This window comes from Zobellella aerophila (assembly GCF_039539325.1).
GTDB lineage: Bacteria > Pseudomonadota > Gammaproteobacteria > Enterobacterales > Aeromonadaceae > Oceanimonas > Oceanimonas aerophila.
On the sequence record NZ_BAABCX010000001.1, the window covers coordinates 1,037,152 to 1,055,963 of the forward strand.

Annotated in this window: 15 protein-coding genes and 1 tRNA gene; 9 read left to right on the forward strand and 7 right to left on the reverse strand. The window is 58.7% G+C overall.

Going from position 1 to position 18,812, the window contains the following annotated elements; translation table 11 throughout:
* Positions 1-60 precede the first annotated feature (60 nt).
* The 7 genes from mfd (at position 61) to ABD806_RS04900 (ending at position 9,822) form a co-directional block, all read left to right on the forward strand.
* A complete protein-coding gene (gene mfd, locus ABD806_RS04870; RefSeq protein WP_344955275.1) occupies positions 61-3,504 on the forward strand; it encodes a transcription-repair coupling factor in 3,444 nt (1,147 codons plus the stop codon).
* A gap of 175 nt (positions 3,505-3,679) precedes the next feature.
* Positions 3,680-5,131, forward strand: coding sequence for an FAD-binding oxidoreductase/lyase (locus ABD806_RS04875; RefSeq protein ID WP_344955277.1), 1,452 nt, complete (start codon positions 3,680-3,682; stop codon positions 5,129-5,131).
* Positions 5,132-5,240: 109 nt separating this feature from the next.
* Positions 5,241-5,522 carry a DUF503 domain-containing protein gene (locus tag ABD806_RS04880; protein ID WP_344955279.1) on the forward strand — a complete coding sequence of 94 codons (282 nt, stop codon included), beginning with the start codon at positions 5,241-5,243 and terminating at the stop codon, positions 5,520-5,522.
* Between the two features lie 16 nt (positions 5,523-5,538).
* Positions 5,539-6,186, forward strand: a complete 648-nt coding sequence (locus tag ABD806_RS04885; RefSeq protein ID WP_344955281.1) for a DsbA family oxidoreductase — start codon at positions 5,539-5,541, stop codon at positions 6,184-6,186.
* A gap of 1,286 nt (positions 6,187-7,472) precedes the next feature.
* Positions 7,473-8,078 (forward strand): hypothetical protein, encoded by a 606-nt coding sequence (locus ABD806_RS04890; protein WP_344955283.1) that lies wholly within the window; start codon positions 7,473-7,475, stop codon positions 8,076-8,078.
* A gap of 111 nt (positions 8,079-8,189) precedes the next feature.
* Entirely contained in the window at positions 8,190-9,047 is an 858-nt protein-coding gene (locus ABD806_RS04895) for a DUF2806 domain-containing protein (protein ID WP_344955286.1), read from the forward strand.
* A gap of 370 nt (positions 9,048-9,417) precedes the next feature.
* Positions 9,418-9,822 carry a VOC family protein gene (locus ABD806_RS04900; RefSeq protein WP_344955288.1) on the forward strand — a complete coding sequence of 135 codons (405 nt, stop codon included), beginning with the start codon at positions 9,418-9,420 and terminating at the stop codon, positions 9,820-9,822.
* 276 nt (positions 9,823-10,098) lie between these two features.
* Here ABD806_RS04900 and yegD read toward each other — a convergent pair whose 3' ends face one another.
* The 7 genes from yegD to hinT all read right to left on the reverse strand — a co-directional run bounded on the left by yegD (position 10,099) and on the right by hinT (position 17,870).
* Positions 10,099-11,457 carry a molecular chaperone gene (gene yegD / locus ABD806_RS04905; RefSeq protein WP_344955290.1) on the reverse strand — a complete coding sequence of 453 codons (1,359 nt, stop codon included), beginning with the start codon at positions 11,455-11,457 and terminating at the stop codon, positions 10,099-10,101.
* A 224-nt stretch (positions 11,458-11,681) separates the two neighbouring features.
* Positions 11,682-12,920 (reverse strand): alanine racemase, encoded by a 1,239-nt coding sequence (gene alr, locus ABD806_RS04910; protein WP_344955292.1) that lies wholly within the window; start codon positions 12,918-12,920, stop codon positions 11,682-11,684.
* A 418-nt stretch (positions 12,921-13,338) separates the two neighbouring features.
* Entirely contained in the window at positions 13,339-14,631 is a 1,293-nt protein-coding gene (locus ABD806_RS04915; protein WP_344955294.1) for an NAD(P)/FAD-dependent oxidoreductase, read from the reverse strand.
* A 182-nt stretch (positions 14,632-14,813) separates the two neighbouring features.
* Entirely contained in the window at positions 14,814-15,824 is a 1,011-nt protein-coding gene (nagZ, locus tag ABD806_RS04920) for a beta-N-acetylhexosaminidase (protein ID WP_344955296.1), read from the reverse strand.
* Between the two features lie 227 nt (positions 15,825-16,051).
* Entirely contained in the window at positions 16,052-16,876 is an 825-nt protein-coding gene (locus tag ABD806_RS04925) for a choline kinase family protein (protein WP_344955298.1), read from the reverse strand.
* On the reverse strand, positions 16,866-17,510 hold the full coding sequence (locus ABD806_RS04930; protein WP_344955300.1) for a penicillin-binding protein activator LpoB: 645 nt from the start codon (positions 17,508-17,510) through the stop codon (positions 16,866-16,868). Before ABD806_RS04930 ends, ABD806_RS04925 begins: the two co-directional genes overlap by 11 nt.
* A gap of 9 nt (positions 17,511-17,519) precedes the next feature.
* Positions 17,520-17,870 carry a purine nucleoside phosphoramidase gene (hinT, locus tag ABD806_RS04935; protein ID WP_344955302.1) on the reverse strand — a complete coding sequence of 117 codons (351 nt, stop codon included), beginning with the start codon at positions 17,868-17,870 and terminating at the stop codon, positions 17,520-17,522.
* 169 nt (positions 17,871-18,039) lie between these two features.
* On the opposite strand from hinT, the gene ABD806_RS04940 reads away from it, so the two are divergent.
* Complete coding sequence (locus ABD806_RS04940; RefSeq protein ID WP_344955304.1) at positions 18,040-18,297, forward strand: hypothetical protein; 258 nt, start codon at positions 18,040-18,042, stop codon at positions 18,295-18,297.
* 358 nt (positions 18,298-18,655) lie between these two features.
* A tRNA-Pro gene (locus ABD806_RS04945) sits at positions 18,656-18,732 on the forward strand.
* Positions 18,733-18,812 lie beyond the last annotated feature (80 nt).

Genomic DNA, 18,812 nt, shown 5'->3' on the forward strand with positions numbered 1-18,812 from the left:
CACCCGCGAGTTGCGGAATAATAAAGGTTCGCGGTTAACGCAACAAGCTCCAGTGGACCCATGACAACAATAGATATCAAGAGCCCGACTCCCAGGCCCAAGGCCAGCCTGGGCAACCTCAGGGGCAGCAGCCTGGCACTGGCCATCGCCCAGCAGGTACAAAACCATGCCCACCTGGTGCTGCTGGTGGTCGCCGATACCCCCTCGGCCCAGCGCCTGGAGCAGGAAGTCGGCCATCTGCTGGCCGACAGCCGGCTGCCGGTGTGCCTGTTCCCGGACTGGGAAACCCTGCCCTACGACAGCTTTTCACCCCACCAGGATATTATCTCCCAGCGACTGGAAACCCTCTATGGCCTGCCCGCCCTGGGACGGGGCCTGCTGATCGTACCGGTCAGCACCCTGATGCTGCGCACGCCTCCGAGACAGTACCTGGAACATAACAGCCTGCTGGTGCGCACCGGCGACAAGCTGGATCTGCACGGCCTGCGCTCCCGGCTGGAACAGGCCGGCTACCGGGCCGTGGAGCAGGTGCTGGAGCACGGCGAATTCGCCGCCCGCGGCGCCCTGCTCGACCTGTTCCCGATGGGCGCGGGCGAGCCCTATCGCATCGATTTCTTCGACGACGAGGTGGACACCCTGCGGCCCTTCGATCCGGACAGCCAGCGTTCCCGGGATAAAATCGACGAAATCCGCCTGCTGCCGGCGCGGGAATTTCCCACCGACGCCGCCGCCATCGAGCGGTTCCGGGGCCAGTACCGGGAGCGCTTCGCCCTGCGCAACGAACCGGAGGCCCTCTATCACAGGGTCAGCCAGGGCCAGTTTCCCGCCGGCATCGAATATTACTTTCCGCTGTTTCTCGAGCGGGTCGAGACCCTGTTCGACTCCCTGCCCGCCGACACCCTGGTACTGACCCAGGGCGAGCTGACCCAGGCGGCGGAAGACTTCTGGGCCGATGTGCAGGCGCGCTACGAAGACCGCCGCCACGACAGCCTGCGTCCGCTGCTGGCCCCGGACAGCCTGTACCTGCCGCCCGAGGCACTGAACACCGCCCTCAAGGCCTATCCCCAGCTGGTGCTGAGCGCGGATCCGGTGGCCGAGAAAGGCGACCGGCGCAATGCCCCGGTCAACCCTTTACCGGAGCTGGAAATCGAGCACCAGAAGGGCACGCCCCTAGCCCGGCTGCAGGATTTCTGCCGGGATTTTCCCGGCCGGGTGCTGTTTTCGGTGGAAACCGCCGGTCGGCGCGAGGCGCTGCTGGAATTGCTGGCGGGCAGCGAACTCAAGCCGACGCCCTGCGACAGCCTGGCTCGCTTCCTGGACGGTAATGCACCACAGGGCCTGTTGATCGGCCCGCTCGCCCAAGGCTTTATCCTGGGCGAACAACTGGCGCTGATCTGCGAGGGCGATCTGCTCGGCGGCCGGGTGATCCAGCGCCGGCGGCGGGAAAAGTCCGCGAGCCTGAGCCCGGACACCCTGATCCGCAACCTGGCCGAGTTGTCCATCGGCCAGCCGGTGGTGCACCTGGATCACGGGGTCGGCCGCTACCTGGGCCTGCAGACCCTCAATGCCGGCGGCCTGACCTCCGAATACCTGACCCTGGAATATGCGGGCGGCGACAAGCTCTATGTGCCGGTCACCGCCCTGCACCTGGTCGGCCGCTACAGCGGCGCCGACGAGCCCAGCCTCAACCGGCTCGGCAACGACAGCTGGGCCAAGGCCAAGCGCAAGGCGGCGGAAAGGGTGCGCGACGTGGCCGCCGAGCTGCTCGACGTCTATGCCCGCCGGGCCGCCAAGCCGGGCCAGGCCATCGCCCACGACAAGGCCGCCTACCGCCAGTTCGCCGATGCCTTCCCCTTCGAGGAAACCGACGACCAGCTGATGGCCATCAACGCGGTGCTGACCGACATGACCCAGGCCAAGGCCATGGACCGGCTGGTGTGCGGCGATGTGGGCTTCGGCAAGACCGAGGTGGCGATGCGCGCCGCCTTCGTGGCGGTGCACGGCGGCAAACAGGTGGCGATACTGGTGCCCACCACCCTGCTGGCCCAGCAGCATTACGACAACTTCCGCGATCGCTTCGCCAACTGGCCGGTGCGGGTGGAGATGATCAGCCGCTTCAAGACCGGCAAGGAGCAGGACAAGTCCCTGACCGGCCTGGCGGACGGCACCATCGACATCGTGATCGGCACCCACAAGCTGCTCAGCCAGGATGTGCGCTTCAAGGATCTGGGCTTGCTGATCGTCGATGAAGAGCACAGATTCGGGGTACGCCAGAAAGATCAGATCAAGGCGCTGCGCGCCGATGTGGATATCCTCACCCTCACCGCCACCCCCATTCCCCGTACCCTGAACATGGCGATGGGCGGCATGCGCGACCTGTCGATCATCGCCACCCCGCCCGCCAAGCGGCTGGCGGTGAAAACCTTCGTGCGCGAATCGGATCCGGCCCTGGTGCGGGAGGCGATACTGCGCGAGCTCAAGCGCGGCGGCCAGGTCTATTACCTGCACAACGAGGTGCAGACCATCGAAAACAGCGCCCAGGCCCTGGCCGAGCTGGTACCGGAGGCGCGCATCGCCGTCGCCCACGGCCAGATGCGCGAACGGGAGCTGGAGCGGGTGATGTCCGACTTCTATCACCAGCGCTTCAATGTGCTGCTGTGCTCGACCATCATCGAGACCGGTATCGACGTGCCCACCGCCAACACTATCATCATGGACAGGGCCGACCGCCTGGGCCTGGCCCAGCTGCACCAGCTGCGCGGCCGGGTGGGCCGTTCCCATCACCAGGCCTACGCCTACCTGCTCACCCCCCATCCCAAGCGCATGACCACAGACGCCAAGAAGCGGCTGGAGGCCATCTCGGCGCTGGAAGACCTGGGCGCCGGTTTCGCCCTGGCCACCCACGATCTGGAAATTCGCGGCGCCGGCGAGCTGCTGGGCGACGAGCAGAGCGGCCAGATCACCGCCATCGGTTTCAGCCTCTATATGGAGATGCTGGAGCAGGCGGTGAAGGCGCTGCAATCGGGCAAGGAGCCGGCGCTGGATCAGCTGTTGCGCGCCCAAACCGAAGTCGAGCTGCGCCTGCCGGCGCTGCTGCCGGACGACTATATTCCCGATGTGAACATGCGGCTGTCGATGTACAAGCGCATCGCCACCGCCGACAGCGAAGCCGCGCTGCGCGAGTTGCAGGTGGAGCTGATCGACCGCTTCGGCCTGATCCCCGAGCCGGGCAAGAACCTGATGGCCCTGGCCGGGCTCAAGCTCAAGGCCAGCGAGCTGGGCATCGACAAGATCGACGCCGGCGCCAATGGCGGCACCATCAGCTTTGCCCAGGACGCCAAGGTGGACCCGGGCTACCTGGTCGGCCTGCTGCAGAGCCAGCCGCGCATCTACAAGATGGAGGGGCCGACCAAGTTGCGCTTTGCCATCCCCACCCCGGATGCCAAGGCCCGGTTGGCACTGGTTGGCGATATGCTCAACGAGCTGAGGGCGAACGCGGGGTAGCAAAGCGGCCGGGCACAGACCCGGCCCTTTGCCCGCACGGGGGCAAACCGCACAATAACCGGATAAAACCCGGGGTTTACAGCAGCATATGCGGAAGGTATATATCTCGCCCGGAAGGTATCTGCCTTCGGACAGGCCCCCTGTCTTTACCTGCGACCCTGTTTTTTGAGGCTTGATGAAACACGATTTTTCCAACGTCACCGCCGGTGGCCCCCTGCGGGTCGGCATACTGGGCGGCGGCGTTGCCGGTGCCACCGTGGCCCTGCGGCTGGCCGACATGGGCATACACTCGGTACTGATTGAAGCCAGCAACGGCCTGGTCAACGGTCCGCCCATCTGCCATCTGCACGCCGGCGGCAACCTCTATCGGGATATCAGCGACGAGCAGTGTCTGACCCTGCTGCGCCAGTCCATCGCCTCGGTACGCGCCTATCCGCACAGCATCAATCGTCGCCCCACCGTCATTGCCACCCCGGTATCCGATGCGGGCAACGCCGAGGCACTGCTGCCCCGGCTGGCGCAGGTTGCCCGGGAATATCAACGACTGGTGGAAGAAGATCCGGCCAACCGGGTGCTGGGCAACCCGGAGCACTATTATCGCTGCTACAGCCGCGCACAGTTCGAAGCGCTGGCCAATCGACCCTTGCCGACCCGGGCAGAAACCCATGACGACTGGATGATACCGCTGGCCCATCACCTGGATCCCGACAGCCTCAAGTTCCCGCTCATCCTGGTGCAGGAATATGGCTGGAGCCTGTTCCGCATGGCCGCCACCGCCACCCTGGCGCTGAACAGCTCACCGCACTGCGAGCTGCATTTTGATACCCGGGCCATGGAACTGCAACAAACCCAGGATGGCTGGCTTGTGCACGGCCGCGACCATCAGGGTCAAGCGCGGCAGTTCAGGGTGGACTTTCTGGTCAATGCCTGCGGCTTTCGCACCGGACAGGTAGATGACATGGCCGGTTACCGGCGCCAGCGACTGGTGGAATACAAGGCCGCCTATCTCGCCCGCTGGCACTGCGCAGAGCAATGGCCCGAAGTGATCTTCCACGGCGAGCGGGGCACCCCCCAAGGTATGGCCCAGCTGACGCCCTATCCGAACGGCATCTTTCAGCTGCACGGCATGACCGACAGCATTACCCTGTTCAAGAACGGCCTGGTCGCCAGCTGCGAGCAGAGCGCCCAGCCCCGCTTGCCACAACCCTATCAGGCCCAGCTGGAACAGGGCTGGCAATCCCCCGACATCGAGACCCGCACCCGACAGGCCATCGCCCACTTGGCACGCCTGCTGCCCGCCTTCGGCGATGCCGAGCCCGCCGGCAAGCCGCTGTTCGGCGCCCAGCAGATCCCGGGCACCGATCCCCGGCTGCGGGCGGCGGATGTCTCCTTTGAAGGCATGAACTATGCCCGGGTGGAAATCGTCAAGGCCAGCTCGGCGCTGACCGCCGCCGACCGTATCGTCGGCAGGCTCGCCGAACTGGGCTGGATAGAAATGGCTGACCTGCCGCTGTCACCGAGTCTCGCACTGACCCAAGGCCAGCACGCTGCCGAGGTAGCGCAGGAAGCCCTCCGCCTGGCCCGTGAACGCGGCTACCCGGACGAACTGGCGCTGAATATAGGCTGAGCCCGCCAGCCGCCCCGTTCCCATGCACCGCTCGGGAACGCAGGACCTGACCCAATGGAATGGCCTGAATATTTACTAGTCTGTTCAGCACAGCAGTAAGGAGCACGACATGCATATCGGCATTCTCACCATCACCTTTTCGCTGCCGGGGTGCCGCTCTCTGAAGGAAAAACGCCAACGCATGGGCGGCATGCACGAACGGTTTGGGCGCAACCCGGCGGTGGCCGTCTGCGAGAGTGGTGAACACAACAGGCACGATGCCAGCGAATGGTCCTTTGTGGTGGTCGCGGCCTCGAGACGAGAGGTTGAATCCCTGTGCAGCCAGATCGAAGAAAAGATACAGTGCACCGTAGAAGGGCGCATAATCGAGGTCACGCGTGAACTCCTCTAATCGAACAGGATCCATTATGAACAAGATTCAGATAGATATCGTTTCCGATATCGCCTGCCCCTGGTGCGCCATCGGTTTTGCCCGGCTGGAGCAGGCCATGGCACGGCTGGCACCGGAGTACGAGTTCAGCGTTCAGTGGCATGCCTTTGAACTGAACCCCGGCCACACCGGTCAAGGGGAGCCCATCTTGCCTGCCCTGGCCAAAAAATACGGGCGGAGCGAGTCAGAGATGCGGGAAAATCAAAGTCGTATGATGGCGATAGCCACCGATCTGGGCCTCAACTTCGAGAAATTACAGGTACGGCTGACCTGCAATACCTTCGATGCCCACCGCCTGGTGAAGTGGGCAGCCGAGCAGGGCCGGCAAACCGCCATGAAACAAGCCCTGTTCGAGGCGTATTTTGGCAAGGCGATGGATGTTTCCGATCACGCTGTGCTATTGAGTTGCGTTGCCGCACTGGGGCTGGACGAGGCAGCAGCCAAACAGGTACTGGACTCGAATCAGTACAGTGCCCTGGTACGAGAAGAGGAAGCCACCTATCAGCAGGCCGGTGTGACTTCCGTGCCGGCATTTATTATCAACAACAAGTACCTGATTTCCGGCGCCCAAGAACCCGACACCCTGGTGCAGGCCTTGCAGGAGATTGGCGCCGAATCTCCTTGAGCGACGCCCTGAATCGCAAGAAACCGGAAACGATCCCTTCTCGTTCCCAAGCTCTGCGTGGGAATGCAAACCACGCCCTGAGTACTCGTTCCCATGCTCCGCGTGGGAACGCAACCAGCAGCCTGTCCGTAGCCAGCGGATCAGGGCACCCGTAGATACAGGGAGCACGGCGGCCAAAGGGCCAGCTCCGCCGACACGCTGTAGATACCCTGTACGCTCACCGTTTCATCAACCGCCATGGAAGGCGGGAATGCCGGAACGGCAGGAGCATTTTCTGGCCCTGAAACGGAAGGTCGGCCGAGCCGATCCCTTTGCCCTCCCCGTTGTTTTCGGCGTCGCCGGTAACAAGAAATAGAAGCCCTCGCGAGCAAACGGCTCGCACAGCCGATCGCTTATGGCTTACCACTGTATTCGTTCCCATGCTCCGCGTGGGAACGCAACCCGCAGCCTGTCTGTAGTCAGCGGATCAGGGCACCCGTAGATACAGGGAGCACGGCGGCCAAAGGGCCAGCTCCGCCGACACGCCGTAAACCCCTCCCTGGGGGCTCAGCCGCGCCATCCGTGGCGCGGATGGTCGGCTAAGCAAATCCCTTTGCCCTCTTTGACACTCCGTCGTCGCCTGTTGGCGATGCCAACCGCTAACTCAGGCGTCAATAAGCAGCAGCAGGGATTGCCTCAGCCGACCGTCACATGCCAGGGACGGCATGTGCCGAGCGACACAGGAATGTGCCCGAAGCGTGTCGGGGGAGACAGCCCTGCTAATGCCTGGCTTCGCAGGCTATGCTGACGACTTGTGACCAAGAGACAGGCCGATGACTTACCGCTGTGTTTTACCCTCTTCCATTCCGCAATCTTTGCCGCCTATAATGCAAAAGTTTCATATGAGTTCAGCCGAATAATGGCGATCCGGCCTCAAACAACCGGCACCAGGAGAGGCCCGTTCGCCCGCAAGAGCCGGCGGTAGCCTGTTCGCTTTATCTACTCACGCCGCGGCGAGTAGCCCCAAACGACCGCCGGATGCTCGAAAATCACAACAGGCGTGCGTGATTTTGCTCAGATGATAAAAATAACCTTATGATAATCAATATGTTAAACAACAACGACGGGTAGATATCAGGCACCGGTAGCGGGCAAATCAGGCATGCGCATATTGATCATCCTGAAAGAGCCGATGATTAATAAAAACTTCCTTAAATCAGTACCTTACCAAGGCATACCGCAACAGGTACAATGAGTAAAAACGCGCATGCGCAGTATTAAAATTGTTATACGAAAGGAAGCATCGAGTGATCTACTTCGAAACAAAGAATGATTTAGCAAAAGTTCTAGAGTTTGTCCCAATAGTGAACGAATACTGGGAGGTCGAAGCTTCGCTAAACAGTAGAACTGCCAGAAATAACGATGAGCAGCTTGAGCGCTATGCTTCTTTAAGAGAGACTATCGCAAGGAAAACACCAAATATAATTCATATATCGAGACGGGCGGGAATCCCTTCTGTTTTACAGTCTTATCCAGCGCCAGCAGTGGGCGGCCCAGTTATTCCCGTAAACATATATGAATCCATACTCCAAGACGATAGTCATGGGGGCATTTCAAATCAACGCAAACTCGATACGCTTAATAAGCTAATTGGCCAACTCGAAGGTAAAATTGATTTCGAGTTCAAAAAAATAATTAACCCGCTCTTTTGGCTTGGTTTAGCCATAGAGAAAGTTTTGAGAATACCATTTTGGTTACTATCTAAAACTGGCTTCGAAATAGGAAAAATCGAAGATCATTTTTTAGGCAAGGCATTCAAACTGGTAGAAATTTTTGTTTTGCTATACATATCGATTAGGCTTGGAGTGCCAGATGAGTGGGTTACAGCAATACTCGATACTATTGGCAAATAAATCGTATAACAAGTCAAAGCACGCGGACTTGGTAAAGCTGTCACCTTTTTCGCTTGCGCAAAAAAGCCGCCAACTTCACCAAGCCGGTGTTTGAGGCGTTAGGAGTTAGTGATGCCAGATGACAATTCAACTTCGCTAGTTAATCTTGGAGACTTATCCAAGCCTGCAGACACCTTGATTAAGAAGGTGTCATCGGCTATAGGTGGTGTTTTTGAACCGTGGCAGATAAAGCGAGTTGCCAAAGCAGAAGCAGAGGCCAGCCTCATAAAAGCCAAATCTGAAATTGAAATTACTGATCTTCATCGGCGTGCAATGCACCGATTCGTTGAAGAAGAAGCTAATCGCCAAGAAAATATGGAGGAAATAACGAAGAAATCTATTCCTCACCTCAAAGAAGAATCCACACCAGAAGGAATGGAGGATGATTGGGTTACCAACTTCTTTGACAAGTCGCGAATTATCTCTGATGGAGAAATGCAATCACTTTGGGCAAAAGTATTGGCTGGCGAGGCCAACGCACCAGGCACATATTCAAAAAGAACCGTCAATTTACTCGGCGACCTAGACAAAAAGGATGCTGAGTTATTTCAATCGTTGTGTAGGTTTGGCTGGATTATCGGAAATTTTACCCCGCTTGTATTTGATCCTCAGGCAGAAATTTACAATCGAGCAGGAATAGATTTCTCAACATTGTCCCACTTAGATAGTCTTGGACTAATACAGTTTAATTTTATCTCGGGTTTTAATAGGCAACGTCTACCAAAAAACTTCGTCGTAGCCTATTGCGGCCAGCCATTGGCTTTAACCATGCAAAAAGATACTGACAATGAGCTAGCGATCGGAAATGTTCGCCTTACCCAGGCTGGAAGAGAGTTATCGAGTATTGTTAATTCCCCAGGGGTTGATGGGTTTGTTGATTATGTAAAGGAAAAATGGCGTGCATATCTGCCAACGCCCGAAAACTCCTAACAAGATAAGGCAGCGCGACGTGAAAACCGCCGCTTCGCTCTGGTTTTCACGCGCCTGCTTACGGCGTTATGTGATAAGAAAACTTCCTTGATATTTCGCACTTTCATTGCTGCCCTATGTTTAATGCCATGCTTTTCTTATGGTAGTGAAGCGTACTTGAACAACGCAGAAAAACAGTTCGAGTCATTGCTGGAATTATTACCTGAAGATAAAAAAAGAAAATGGAAACACAGAGACTTCGAAGAAGTCATGGATTACTCCAACAAACTTGATGAATTAGATAAGACCCACGAATCTCTCCGTTAGCGCCTATTGCCACTAGCATTAAGTATCAATTCAGCTCATACGTATTTTAGAAGGGAATTCATAAATGTTTGAAGTTGCCGGTATAGACCATATTGTACTGAGAACTAACAATTTAGAGAAAATGATAGAGTTCTATACGAAAGTTTTAGGTTGCAATATTGAGCGTGAAACTCCACCGGAAACGGGTCTAACTCAGCTAAGAGCGGGAAGCGCACTAATAGACCTAGTGTCCGTTGAAAGCCGCCTTGGAAAAGTTGGTGGTGGCCCACCTACTAAAACAGAAAATAATATGGACCATTTCTGTTTGCAAATAAAATCTATTCCAGAGAAAGAATTGATAGCCCATTTGTCGGCCTTCAATATCGAAACAGGAGAGCTATCTTCAAGGTATGGTGCACAGGGGTTCGGGAACTCAATTTATATAAATGACCCAGATGGCAATGTTGTAGAGCTACGAAACCAATTGTAGGGAACACACTTACACAAGGCAATGCAGCCGATGTCAAACTTTACTTATAAAATAGAGACTTAAAGGTTAGCATGAAGGAAACCACAAGAATTAATCACGCAGGAATTCGGGTGACCGTTCTTCAATCATCTCGGGACCGCCTTTCAGTCGGTCCCTGCTTGCGGTGTTGCCTGGCTTTTTGATTTTTTGACAGCCTTCAATATGTGCGCACTTAAGGCAATTCAATTTTAGAGGTAATAAACTTCAATTGCCTTAACGCATGGGTATTTTATGCCCTTATGAATAAATGGTCCTGGCCCAGCGGGTCAGGCCGGCGGTGACACTGCCGAAGTGATCGCCGATAACGATGGGGGTATGCTGAAACTGCTGTTGCAGAAACTGGCTCAACACCGGTGATTTGGCGGTGCCGCCGGTCACGAAGACCACATCGGGCCGGCAGCCGGCCTGGGCTATCGCATCCTGCATCAGCGCGGCAATTTTGGCCAGTTCCCGCTGGCAGGCGCTGGCAAAGCCATCCCGATCCAGGTCAAGGGTGAATCCGTCATCGATATCGGACAAATCCACGCGCTGTTGGGGGCAGTCCGTCAGGGCGATCTTGCCTTGCTCCGCGGCGTTGACCACCCGGTAGCTGAGTTTGTTTTTTTGCACGGTGAGCAAACGCGACAACAGCTCGGGCCGCTCGGCATCACGGATCAGCTGCTGCAGGAAGCGGCCGTTGGCGGCACTGTAAAACTCGGTTTGATGGTTGATGTTGTTGATGGCCATGGCTTGCCAGTAGCTGTTGACCGGTACGGCTTTACCGGTTTTCAGCATGCTGTCCATGCCGAAGCCCGGCATCATGCCCTTCAGCGCAAAGGCAATGTCAAAATCATTGCCCCCCACCCGCTCGCCGCTGTGGCTCAACAGGTCGCCTGTTCTGTCCTGTGCAGCCGCCTGTTTGGGCCCCATCAGCAGCATTGAGCAGTCCGTGGTGCCACCGCCAATATCCACCACCAGCACCCGGGTTTCCTTCTCCAGGCGGGCTTCATATTCAAAGCCCGCGGCCACCGGCTCGAATTGAAACTCAACCTCCTTGAAGCCCACCCGCCTTGCCGCATTGGTCAGTATTTGCAGCGCCTGCCGGTTACTCTCCTCGCCACGCAGCCCCTGAAAGTTGACCGGTCGGCCAATCACCGTTTGCGTCACGCCTCTACCGAGGGTGGCTTCGGTGAGCCTTTTTACATTGCTCATCATGGCCGCGACAATATCTTCAAACAGTTCAATTTGCTGGGGCAGCAGGCCACTGGCGCCGAGGAAGGATTTCGGTGATTTTATGTAGTAGCCTTCATCGGGCTCCTGCAGGTAATTGTTTAACGCCTGCACGCCGAATGACAATTCGGTCGGGTAGCCATCCAAGGCAAGCTCTCTCAACGCCGCCTGCCCTTTCAGTAATTGTCTTTGGCGCTGCCGCTGGAAGGTTGTTTGTTCTGCCGGGGGCAGGTGTTTGTACAGCCAGTTGACTATCACATCGCGGCTCGGGGCATACAGATTCGACGCTATGTATCGACCATGGTCACCCAAGGGTAAAATCTTCGGGTTATTGCCTTCCATAACGCCGACCGCACAGTTTGATGTGCCATAGTCAAAACCGATCATATCACTGCCCCACCACAAAAAAGGCCGAGAATGGTACAGACTCACCCGATGAGTGGCAAGCGTTTTCAAGCGGTCAGGAGCGGGGCCGGCTTAAATCCACCCCGAGTGGTGTGAACCGGCCCCTGGGTGGCTGATCCCGGCTCGCGTTAGCCCCGTATAGGGCATGGATAGCCGAAAAAAACGGGGAGGTCGCCCTCCCCGCTGCTGGCCCGGCTGTGAATGCGTTACTGGCTGACCACGGGTTTGAGGATCTTGGGGTTGGAGTTGCCCCACACCGTGTACAGGTCCGCCAGCAGGGCGCCGTTGGCGTCTTCCAGCTCACCCTGGGTGACTTCCGCCCCCCCCTGCTTGCCGAACAGCACCACTTCATCCCCCGGCTTGACGCCCGGAATGTCGGTGACGTCGATCATGGTGGTGTTCATCGACACCTTGCCCACCACCGGCGCCCGCTGGCCGTTGACCACCACATAGGCCTTGTTGGTGAACACCCGGCGGTAACCGTCGGAATAGCCCATCGGCAGGTTGGCCAGCAGCGAATCCCGCTCCAGGGTATAGGTGCCGTCATAGCCCACCAGGCTGCCGGCCGGGTAGTTGTTGACCGAGGCCACCCGGGTCTTGAACGACATCACCTTCTTGTATTCGGTATAGGACGGAATGGTGTCGCCATAGATGATGCCGCCGGGGCGAACCATATCCAGCCGGGCTTCCGGCACTTCCAGGGTGGTGAAGGAGTTGGCCGCATGCAGGGTCAGCTTGCTGCGATCCAGCTTGCCGTCTTCGATCAGCCACCGGGACTGTTCATTGAATTTGGCCAGCCCGGCGCGCACGAAGTCCGCATCTTCATACTGGAAGTGAGTCATGATGCCGACCAGCTCCAGGTTCTCCAGCGCCAGCAGCTCGCGGGCTTCCTGCTTGCCTGCTTCGGTCGCCACTTCCAGGCCGTTGCGGCTCATGCCGCCGGCATTCAGGCCCAGGTGATAGCGCAGGGTCTTGCCGGCGGCCTTGGCCACTTCGGCCGCCTGGCGGGCCGCCTCGATATCGCCGAACAGCTCTTCCATCTCGTATTGCAGGCCCTTGCTCACTTCCTGGGGCGTGGCGCTGCGTACCCGCATGATGCGTCCTTCATAGCCGCTTTCCCGCACCACTCGGGCCTCTTCGTTGCTGGTAATGCCGATGCAGGGAATATTGGCGGCCATCACCGAGGGCATCAGGTTGGCGATGCCGTGGCCGTAGGCGTCGGCCTTCATGATGGCGCAGATCTGCGACTTGCCGTCGAGCAGGGTCTGCAGGGTGCGGATATTGTGCTCGAACGCCGCCTGATCGACTTCCACCCAGGCGTTGGCGGACTCGAGCTGGGCACTGCTGGTATCCAGGCCGGTAACGGGAAGCTCGGGGGCGGCCTGCGCCTGGGTAGACAGGCAGCCGGCCAGGGCGACGGCCAGCAGGGTTGGGGTAAATTTCATTGCTTAGGCTCCTTGAATAGCGGGTCATCTGTTCCTTTGGCGATAGCTGCCGGCCGGAAAACCATTTCCAACCATCAGACGACAAATGCACTATACAGGGAAAGAGACAAAATTTAATATCAACAAAAAGAATTTAATTGATACCAAAAACCATAAATTAATAAAAAATTAAAACTTAACACTTTTATATTCTTCGTGTGTGCATAATTATTCTTTAATAAGACTTCATGTGCCCGGTTCTCTGGTCGTAAAACTCCCGCAAACGGATCATTTAAGACTCAATCGATGCATATTGTCAGTCGTTCGGGAAAGTCCGGACACGGACAAAAAACCGCCCCGGAATATATCTATGCGGCAAACAAAAGGCCCCTCGCGGGGCCTTTGTGGGTCTGCTTTACGAACGAAGGGCTGCATGTGCTCAGTGCAGCTTCAGTTTGGGCCTCAGCATCCGGTTGATCCGGCCCACCAGCATCATCAGGCCGGTACGCACATAGCCGTGAAGTGCCACCTGGTGCATGCGGTACAAGGAGATATACACGGTGCGGGCGACCCGCCCCTCCACCATCATGGAGCCGCGCATCAGGTTGCCCATCAGCGAGCCCACCGTCGAATAACGGCTCAGGCTCACCAGGGAACCGTGATCCTTGTAGACATAGGCCTTGAGCGGCTTGTTGTCGAGCTGGGCCACGATGTTGTCAAACGCCTGATCGGCCATCTGGTGGGCCGACTGGGCCCGGGGCGGCACCGTCTTGCCGTCGCCCTGGGTACAGGAGGCGCAGTCGCCGATCACGAAGATATGCTCATCCCGGGTGGTCTGCAGGGTCGGCTTGACCACCAGCTGATTGATGCGGTTGCTCTCCAGCCCGGCAATGTCCTTCATAAAGGTCGGCGCCTTGATCCCCGCCGCCCAGACCATCAGGTTGGCCGGGATCAGCTCGCCGTCCTTGGTCATCAGCCCTTCATCCGTCGCTTCCACCACCATGGTGGCGGTACGCACGTCCACTCCCAGCGCCTTGAGCTCCTTGTGGGCCATCGCCGAGATCCGCTCGGGCAGGGCCGGCAGTATCCGCGGGCCGGCTTCCACCAGGGTCAGCCGCAGGCAATCGCTGTTGAGTTTTTTAAAGCCGTAGGCGCCCAGGTGCTCCACCGCATTATACAGCTCGGCCGACAGCTCCACCCCGGTGGCGCCGCCGCCGACGATGGCGATATCAACCTTCTCGTCCACGGTGTCGCTCTCGGCATACTGCAGGAAACGATTCATCAGCTCGCCGTGGAAGCGCTCGGCCTGTTGGGGGCTGTCGAGGAAAATACAGTGGTCGCGCACCCCCTTGGTGCCGAAATCATTGGACACAGAGCCGATGGCCAGCACCAGTATGTCGTATTGCAGCGCCCGCTCGCCCACCATCTGCCGACCGTTATCATCCAGCAAGGGCGCCAGCTTGATGGTTTTTGCGTCCCTGTCGATATCGACCAGGGTGCCCAGGTGGAAGTTAAAACCGTGATTATGGGCCTGGGAGCGATAGCTCAGGCCGTCTATGCCCGCATCCATGGCACCGGTGGCCACTTCGTGCAGCAAGGGCTTCCACAGGTGAGTCCTGTTCCTGTCCACCAGCACTATCTCCGCCTTGCCCTTGCGTCCCAGCTTGCGTCCCAGCTTGGTGGCCAGCTCCAGGCCACCGGCGCCACCACCCACTACAATAATCCTTGTCATATACGACCTCTTTAAGCGAAAAGGAAAAACCTGCAGCTATGGCGGCATGCCATAGCTGCAGATTTTCACCCCGCCCATCCCGGGCGAAGGCTTCATTCTAAAAGTTGAGATTTAAATCACAAGAATGTTTTATGTAAAAACAAATTATCGGCAACCGCTGCCCCACATCGGTTGCCGCCGGTCTATTCGTGCCAGCCCTGCTCCCGGCCGACCCGCAACAGCCTCCTGCCGGCATCACGCCAGCGCGGGCTGCCGTAAAGCAGTTCGGGTCCGCCACAGGGCTTTTTACGCAGAGAGGAAAGATCCCGTCGCAGATCGTGGGGCAGGCTGTCGATGATCTTCACCGCCCCCGTGCGGTTGTTACAGGCCAGCAACAGGTCACAACCGGCCGCCAGGGCCAGCCGGGCCCGCTCGGGATAGTCGCCGGCCACCGCCGCCCCTTCCATGGTCAGATCGTCGCTGAAGATCAGGCCGCCGAAACCCAGCTTCTGCCTGAGCATGTCCTTGAGCCAGAAAGGAGAGAAACCGGCCGGCTGCGGGTCGACAGCCTCATAGATCACATGAGCCGGCATGATGCCGTCGACCTTGCCTTCTTCGATCAGCAACCGGAAGGGAAGCAGATCCGCCCGCTCGATTTCCGCCAGGCTGCGAGGGTCGACCGGACTCTCGGTGTGGGAGTCGGCCCGCACGCTGCCATGGCCGGGAAAGTGCTTGGCCACCGTCTTCATGCCCGCCTGGCGCATGCCTCTGATATAGGCGCCGGCATTGGCGATCACCTGCTCGGGATCCTGGCCAAAGCTGCGGTCGCCGATCACCTCGCTGCCCCGCTCCAGATCCAGCACGGGGGCAAAGCTGAGATCGATATCATGGGCCAGCAGCTCGGCGGCCATCAGCCAGCCGCAATCCTCCAGCAAGGACAGACTCTCCTGTCCCGCCAGCGCCGCGACCTTGCCCGGAGCCGGCAGGGGAAAAAATCCCCGGCGGAAGCGTTGTACCCGCCCGCCTTCGTGATCCACGGTCAGCAACAGGCCGGGATTGATGCGGCGAATGGCTTTGACCAGGGCCCGCAGCTGGGCGCTGTCGTGATAGTTACGGCTGAAAAAGATGACGCCGCCCAGGGTCGGATGCGCCAGCAGCTCTTTTTCTTCGGCATCCAGCTCGCAGCCATGCAAATCAAGAATAAAGGGGCCCATTATTTCTCCTGTAGATAAGACGGCCAATGCTTGCCATGGTAGTAAAAAGTGGCATATTGGCCCCTATTGCCTCAATTCTGCGTAAAAACGGGATTAATTGGCTTCCCACCGACACGCCGTAAACCCATCCCTGGGGGCTCTGCTACGCCATCCATGGCGCAGAAGGTCAGCTTGAAAACCAATCAATCCCGTCCACTGCAATGTGTCTTCAGGGCCAATATATTCGTCTACCTCTCAATATGCGTTAAAGAGCCAAGCAGCCTGGCGGTCGCCTGCCGCTGATAATCCAGGTAGCGGGTGTCGGCGCTCTGCTGCCACCGCAACGCCGCCCACAGGGCGGTGATCAGCTGAACCCAGGGCAGCCGGGCCCGGACCCTGGCCAGGCTGACATCTCCCCCCGCCCGGGCATACCGCTCCACCAGCCCAGGTCCCCTCTGTTCGTCAAGCCCGAAGCTGTCCCAGACGACCGCCAGTTCAAAGGCGGCATCCCCCATCGCCGCGTATTCCCAGTCGATCAGCCAGGGTCTGGGGCCCAACAAATTGGTGCCATTCAGGTCATTATGACAAAACACCGGGGTAAAGGGCCGGTTGAGGGCCGGTCGCTCGAACAGCGGCAGTACGGCCGCTATCTCCGCGGGTAGCTGCCGCAACCGGCTCAGGTAGCCAGCCAGCTGCACCCGCAGATCGAGCTGCGGCAGCGGCGGGGATAACCCATGCAGCTTGTTCAGGGCCACCGCCAGGGTGGCAACGGCAACCGCGTCCAGTTGCGGCCAGGGCGACTCATCCAGCCAGTCCAGCACCAGTATCCCCAGCGCCGGCTCGGCAAAACGGACAACCGGCGCCAGCCCCTCGTCTGCGGCCGCCCGGTGGGCGCAGAGCTCCCGCTGCCGGTCGATACCCAGCCACTCGGGCCGGGTACATCCCAGCCTGAGCCAGTAACTGCCGTTGAGGGTATCCAGCCGCCAGCTGCGGTTGGTCAGGCCACCGGCCAGGGGGGTCAGTTCGCCATCGAATGCCGCCGGTAGCAGGGCCAGCAGCCGGCTACTGTCCACTGACCTTGTCAGACCAGAGCACTTCGCCGCTGCGGAGATCCATCAGCTGACCACTCAGGCTGAAACCGGCACCGGCACGGTTCAGGCTGCCCGACAACAGGTAACCGGCACCGCTCTGCTTGCCCAGGCTCACCAGCGCGGCCATATCGGCCCGCCCGCTCTGATAGGCCAGTTGCTGACGCAGGTTGCTGACTTTGTCACCGTCCACGAAGGTCAGCCGGCTGCTCAGGTTGGCCTGCAGCCGTTGGGTCAGGGCACGGGTGTCCATCGGGCTACCCACCTGATTGCGGATATCGTCGAGCAGCACGGCGCCCTGTACTTCGTTGATTTCCTGACTGGACTTGAGCCGGTTGGCCAGGTTGTCCGCCAGCCGGGCCAGGGCCTGACTGCTGGTAGGGGGCGCCGGCATGGCCGGAGCGTCCGGCATCGTCACCGGGGAAACCGGTTCGCCGGGGATCATCAGCGGCGGCCTGGCGGGCGGCGGCACATCCACGGTCGGCGGCGGTGGTGGTGGCGCCGGGGTCACCGGCGTGACCGGCGTGACCGGTGCCGGCTGCCGCGAATAAGGATCGGGCAAGGTACAGGCCGTCAATACCGCGGCCAGCAGCAGGGGAAAAACGTGTAGTAATTTCATTGTGTCACCTTAGCGCGCAAGCATGGGTCCCAGGGATCGACCGCCCAACAGATGCATATGGATATGAAACACTTCCTGGCCGCCATGACGATTACAGTTGACGATCAAGCGATAGCCGTCCTCGCTGATACCGGCCTGCTCGGCCAGCTTGCGGGCCACGGTAAACAGCCGGCCCAGGGCCTGCTCATGCTCGGCTTCCACCTCGTTCACCGTCGGGATCAGCACATTGGGTACGATCAGGATATGAGTCGGCGCCTTGGGAAAGAGATCCCGGAATGCGGTCACCAGTTCATCCTGATAGAGGATCTCGGCGGGGATCTCCTTGCGAATTATTTTGCTGAATATCGTTTCTTCTGCCATCACCGTCTCCTTGAAAGATAAATCGCCGGCGGCCATCGGTGTGCCTCTCTGGCCATACCAGGATTCGCTATTATAACTGGGTTAGCCGCCAAAGGAATGAAGCTACCATGAATAAACTATTGATTAAAAAAGCAACCCTGGTCAATGAAGGTCAAATCAGGTTCAGGATGTGCTGCTCGGCGGTGAGCGCATCGAGCAGATAGGCCATAACATCGACGCCGACGGCCAGACCCGGGTGCTGGATACGGAAGGCAAGCACCTGCTGCCGGGCATGATAGACGATCAAATACACTTCCGCGAGCCGGGCATGCCCGACAAGGGCAACATCGCCACCGAGCACGCCCCCATACCTGGGCCGACAAGCAAAACCTCTATTTCGGCACGCCCTCGGGCCTGCCCCTGTACCAGCATGCCCTGCCGATGCTGATGGAGTTTTACCACAAGGGCATCTTCAGCCTGGAGACCATAGTGCGCAAACCTCCCACGCGGTGGCCGAGCGCTATCAGATCAAGGACAATCTCCTCTACCATTGCAGCTGGTCGCCACTCACCTGAACTAGCCTCAAGAGCCGGGTCGACATCACCCTGGTCAACGGCCGTATTGCCTACCAGAACGGGGCCGTCGCCGAGCAGGCCTTCGGCCAGCGGATGCTGTTCAGCCGCTAACTGGGCAAATAGCAGGCAAACAAACCCCAGTGGCCGAGACAGCGGTTGACAGCATCCGGCCCCTTCCCTAGAATCCCACCCCGTCGCACCGACCACGGAAAGTGCGACAATATTGGTTGACGGCGTGTAGCGCAGCTTGGTAGCGCACTGTCATGGGGTGTCAGGGGTCGGAGGTTCAAATCCTCTCACGCCGACCAAAAAAACAAAAAAGCCCGAAGGAAACTTCGGGCTTTTTTGTGCACGCGATTTTCGGCGAGTCAGCATTTGTCCGAGCCCG

Excerpts from the sequence above, each read along its gene's own strand:
- yegD (WP_344955290.1), bottom strand. The coding sequence starts at position 11,457 with ATGATCGGTTTTGACTATGGCACATCAAACTGTGCGGTCGGCGTTATG.
- ABD806_RS04900 (WP_344955288.1), top strand. The coding sequence starts at position 9,418 with ATGTTTGAAGTTGCCGGTATAGACCATATTGTACTGAGAACTAACAAT.
- ABD806_RS04875 (WP_344955277.1), top strand. The coding sequence starts at position 3,680 with ATGAAACACGATTTTTCCAACGTCACCGCCGGTGGCCCCCTGCGGGTC.
- ABD806_RS04915 (WP_344955294.1), bottom strand. The coding sequence starts at position 14,631 with ATGACAAGGATTATTGTAGTGGGTGGTGGCGCCGGTGGCCTGGAGCTG.
- ABD806_RS04885 (WP_344955281.1), top strand. The coding sequence starts at position 5,539 with ATGAACAAGATTCAGATAGATATCGTTTCCGATATCGCCTGCCCCTGG.
- ABD806_RS04880 (WP_344955279.1), top strand. The coding sequence starts at position 5,241 with ATGCATATCGGCATTCTCACCATCACCTTTTCGCTGCCGGGGTGCCGC.
- ABD806_RS04930 (WP_344955300.1), bottom strand. The coding sequence starts at position 17,510 with ATGAAATTACTACACGTTTTTCCCCTGCTGCTGGCCGCGGTATTGACG.
- hinT (WP_344955302.1), bottom strand. The coding sequence starts at position 17,870 with ATGGCAGAAGAAACGATATTCAGCAAAATAATTCGCAAGGAGATCCCC.
- mfd (WP_344955275.1), top strand. The coding sequence starts at position 61 with ATGACAACAATAGATATCAAGAGCCCGACTCCCAGGCCCAAGGCCAGC.
- ABD806_RS04895 (WP_344955286.1), top strand. The coding sequence starts at position 8,190 with ATGCCAGATGACAATTCAACTTCGCTAGTTAATCTTGGAGACTTATCC.
- nagZ (WP_344955296.1), bottom strand. The coding sequence starts at position 15,824 with ATGGGCCCCTTTATTCTTGATTTGCATGGCTGCGAGCTGGATGCCGAA.
- alr (WP_344955292.1), bottom strand. The coding sequence starts at position 12,920 with ATGAAATTTACCCCAACCCTGCTGGCCGTCGCCCTGGCCGGCTGCCTG.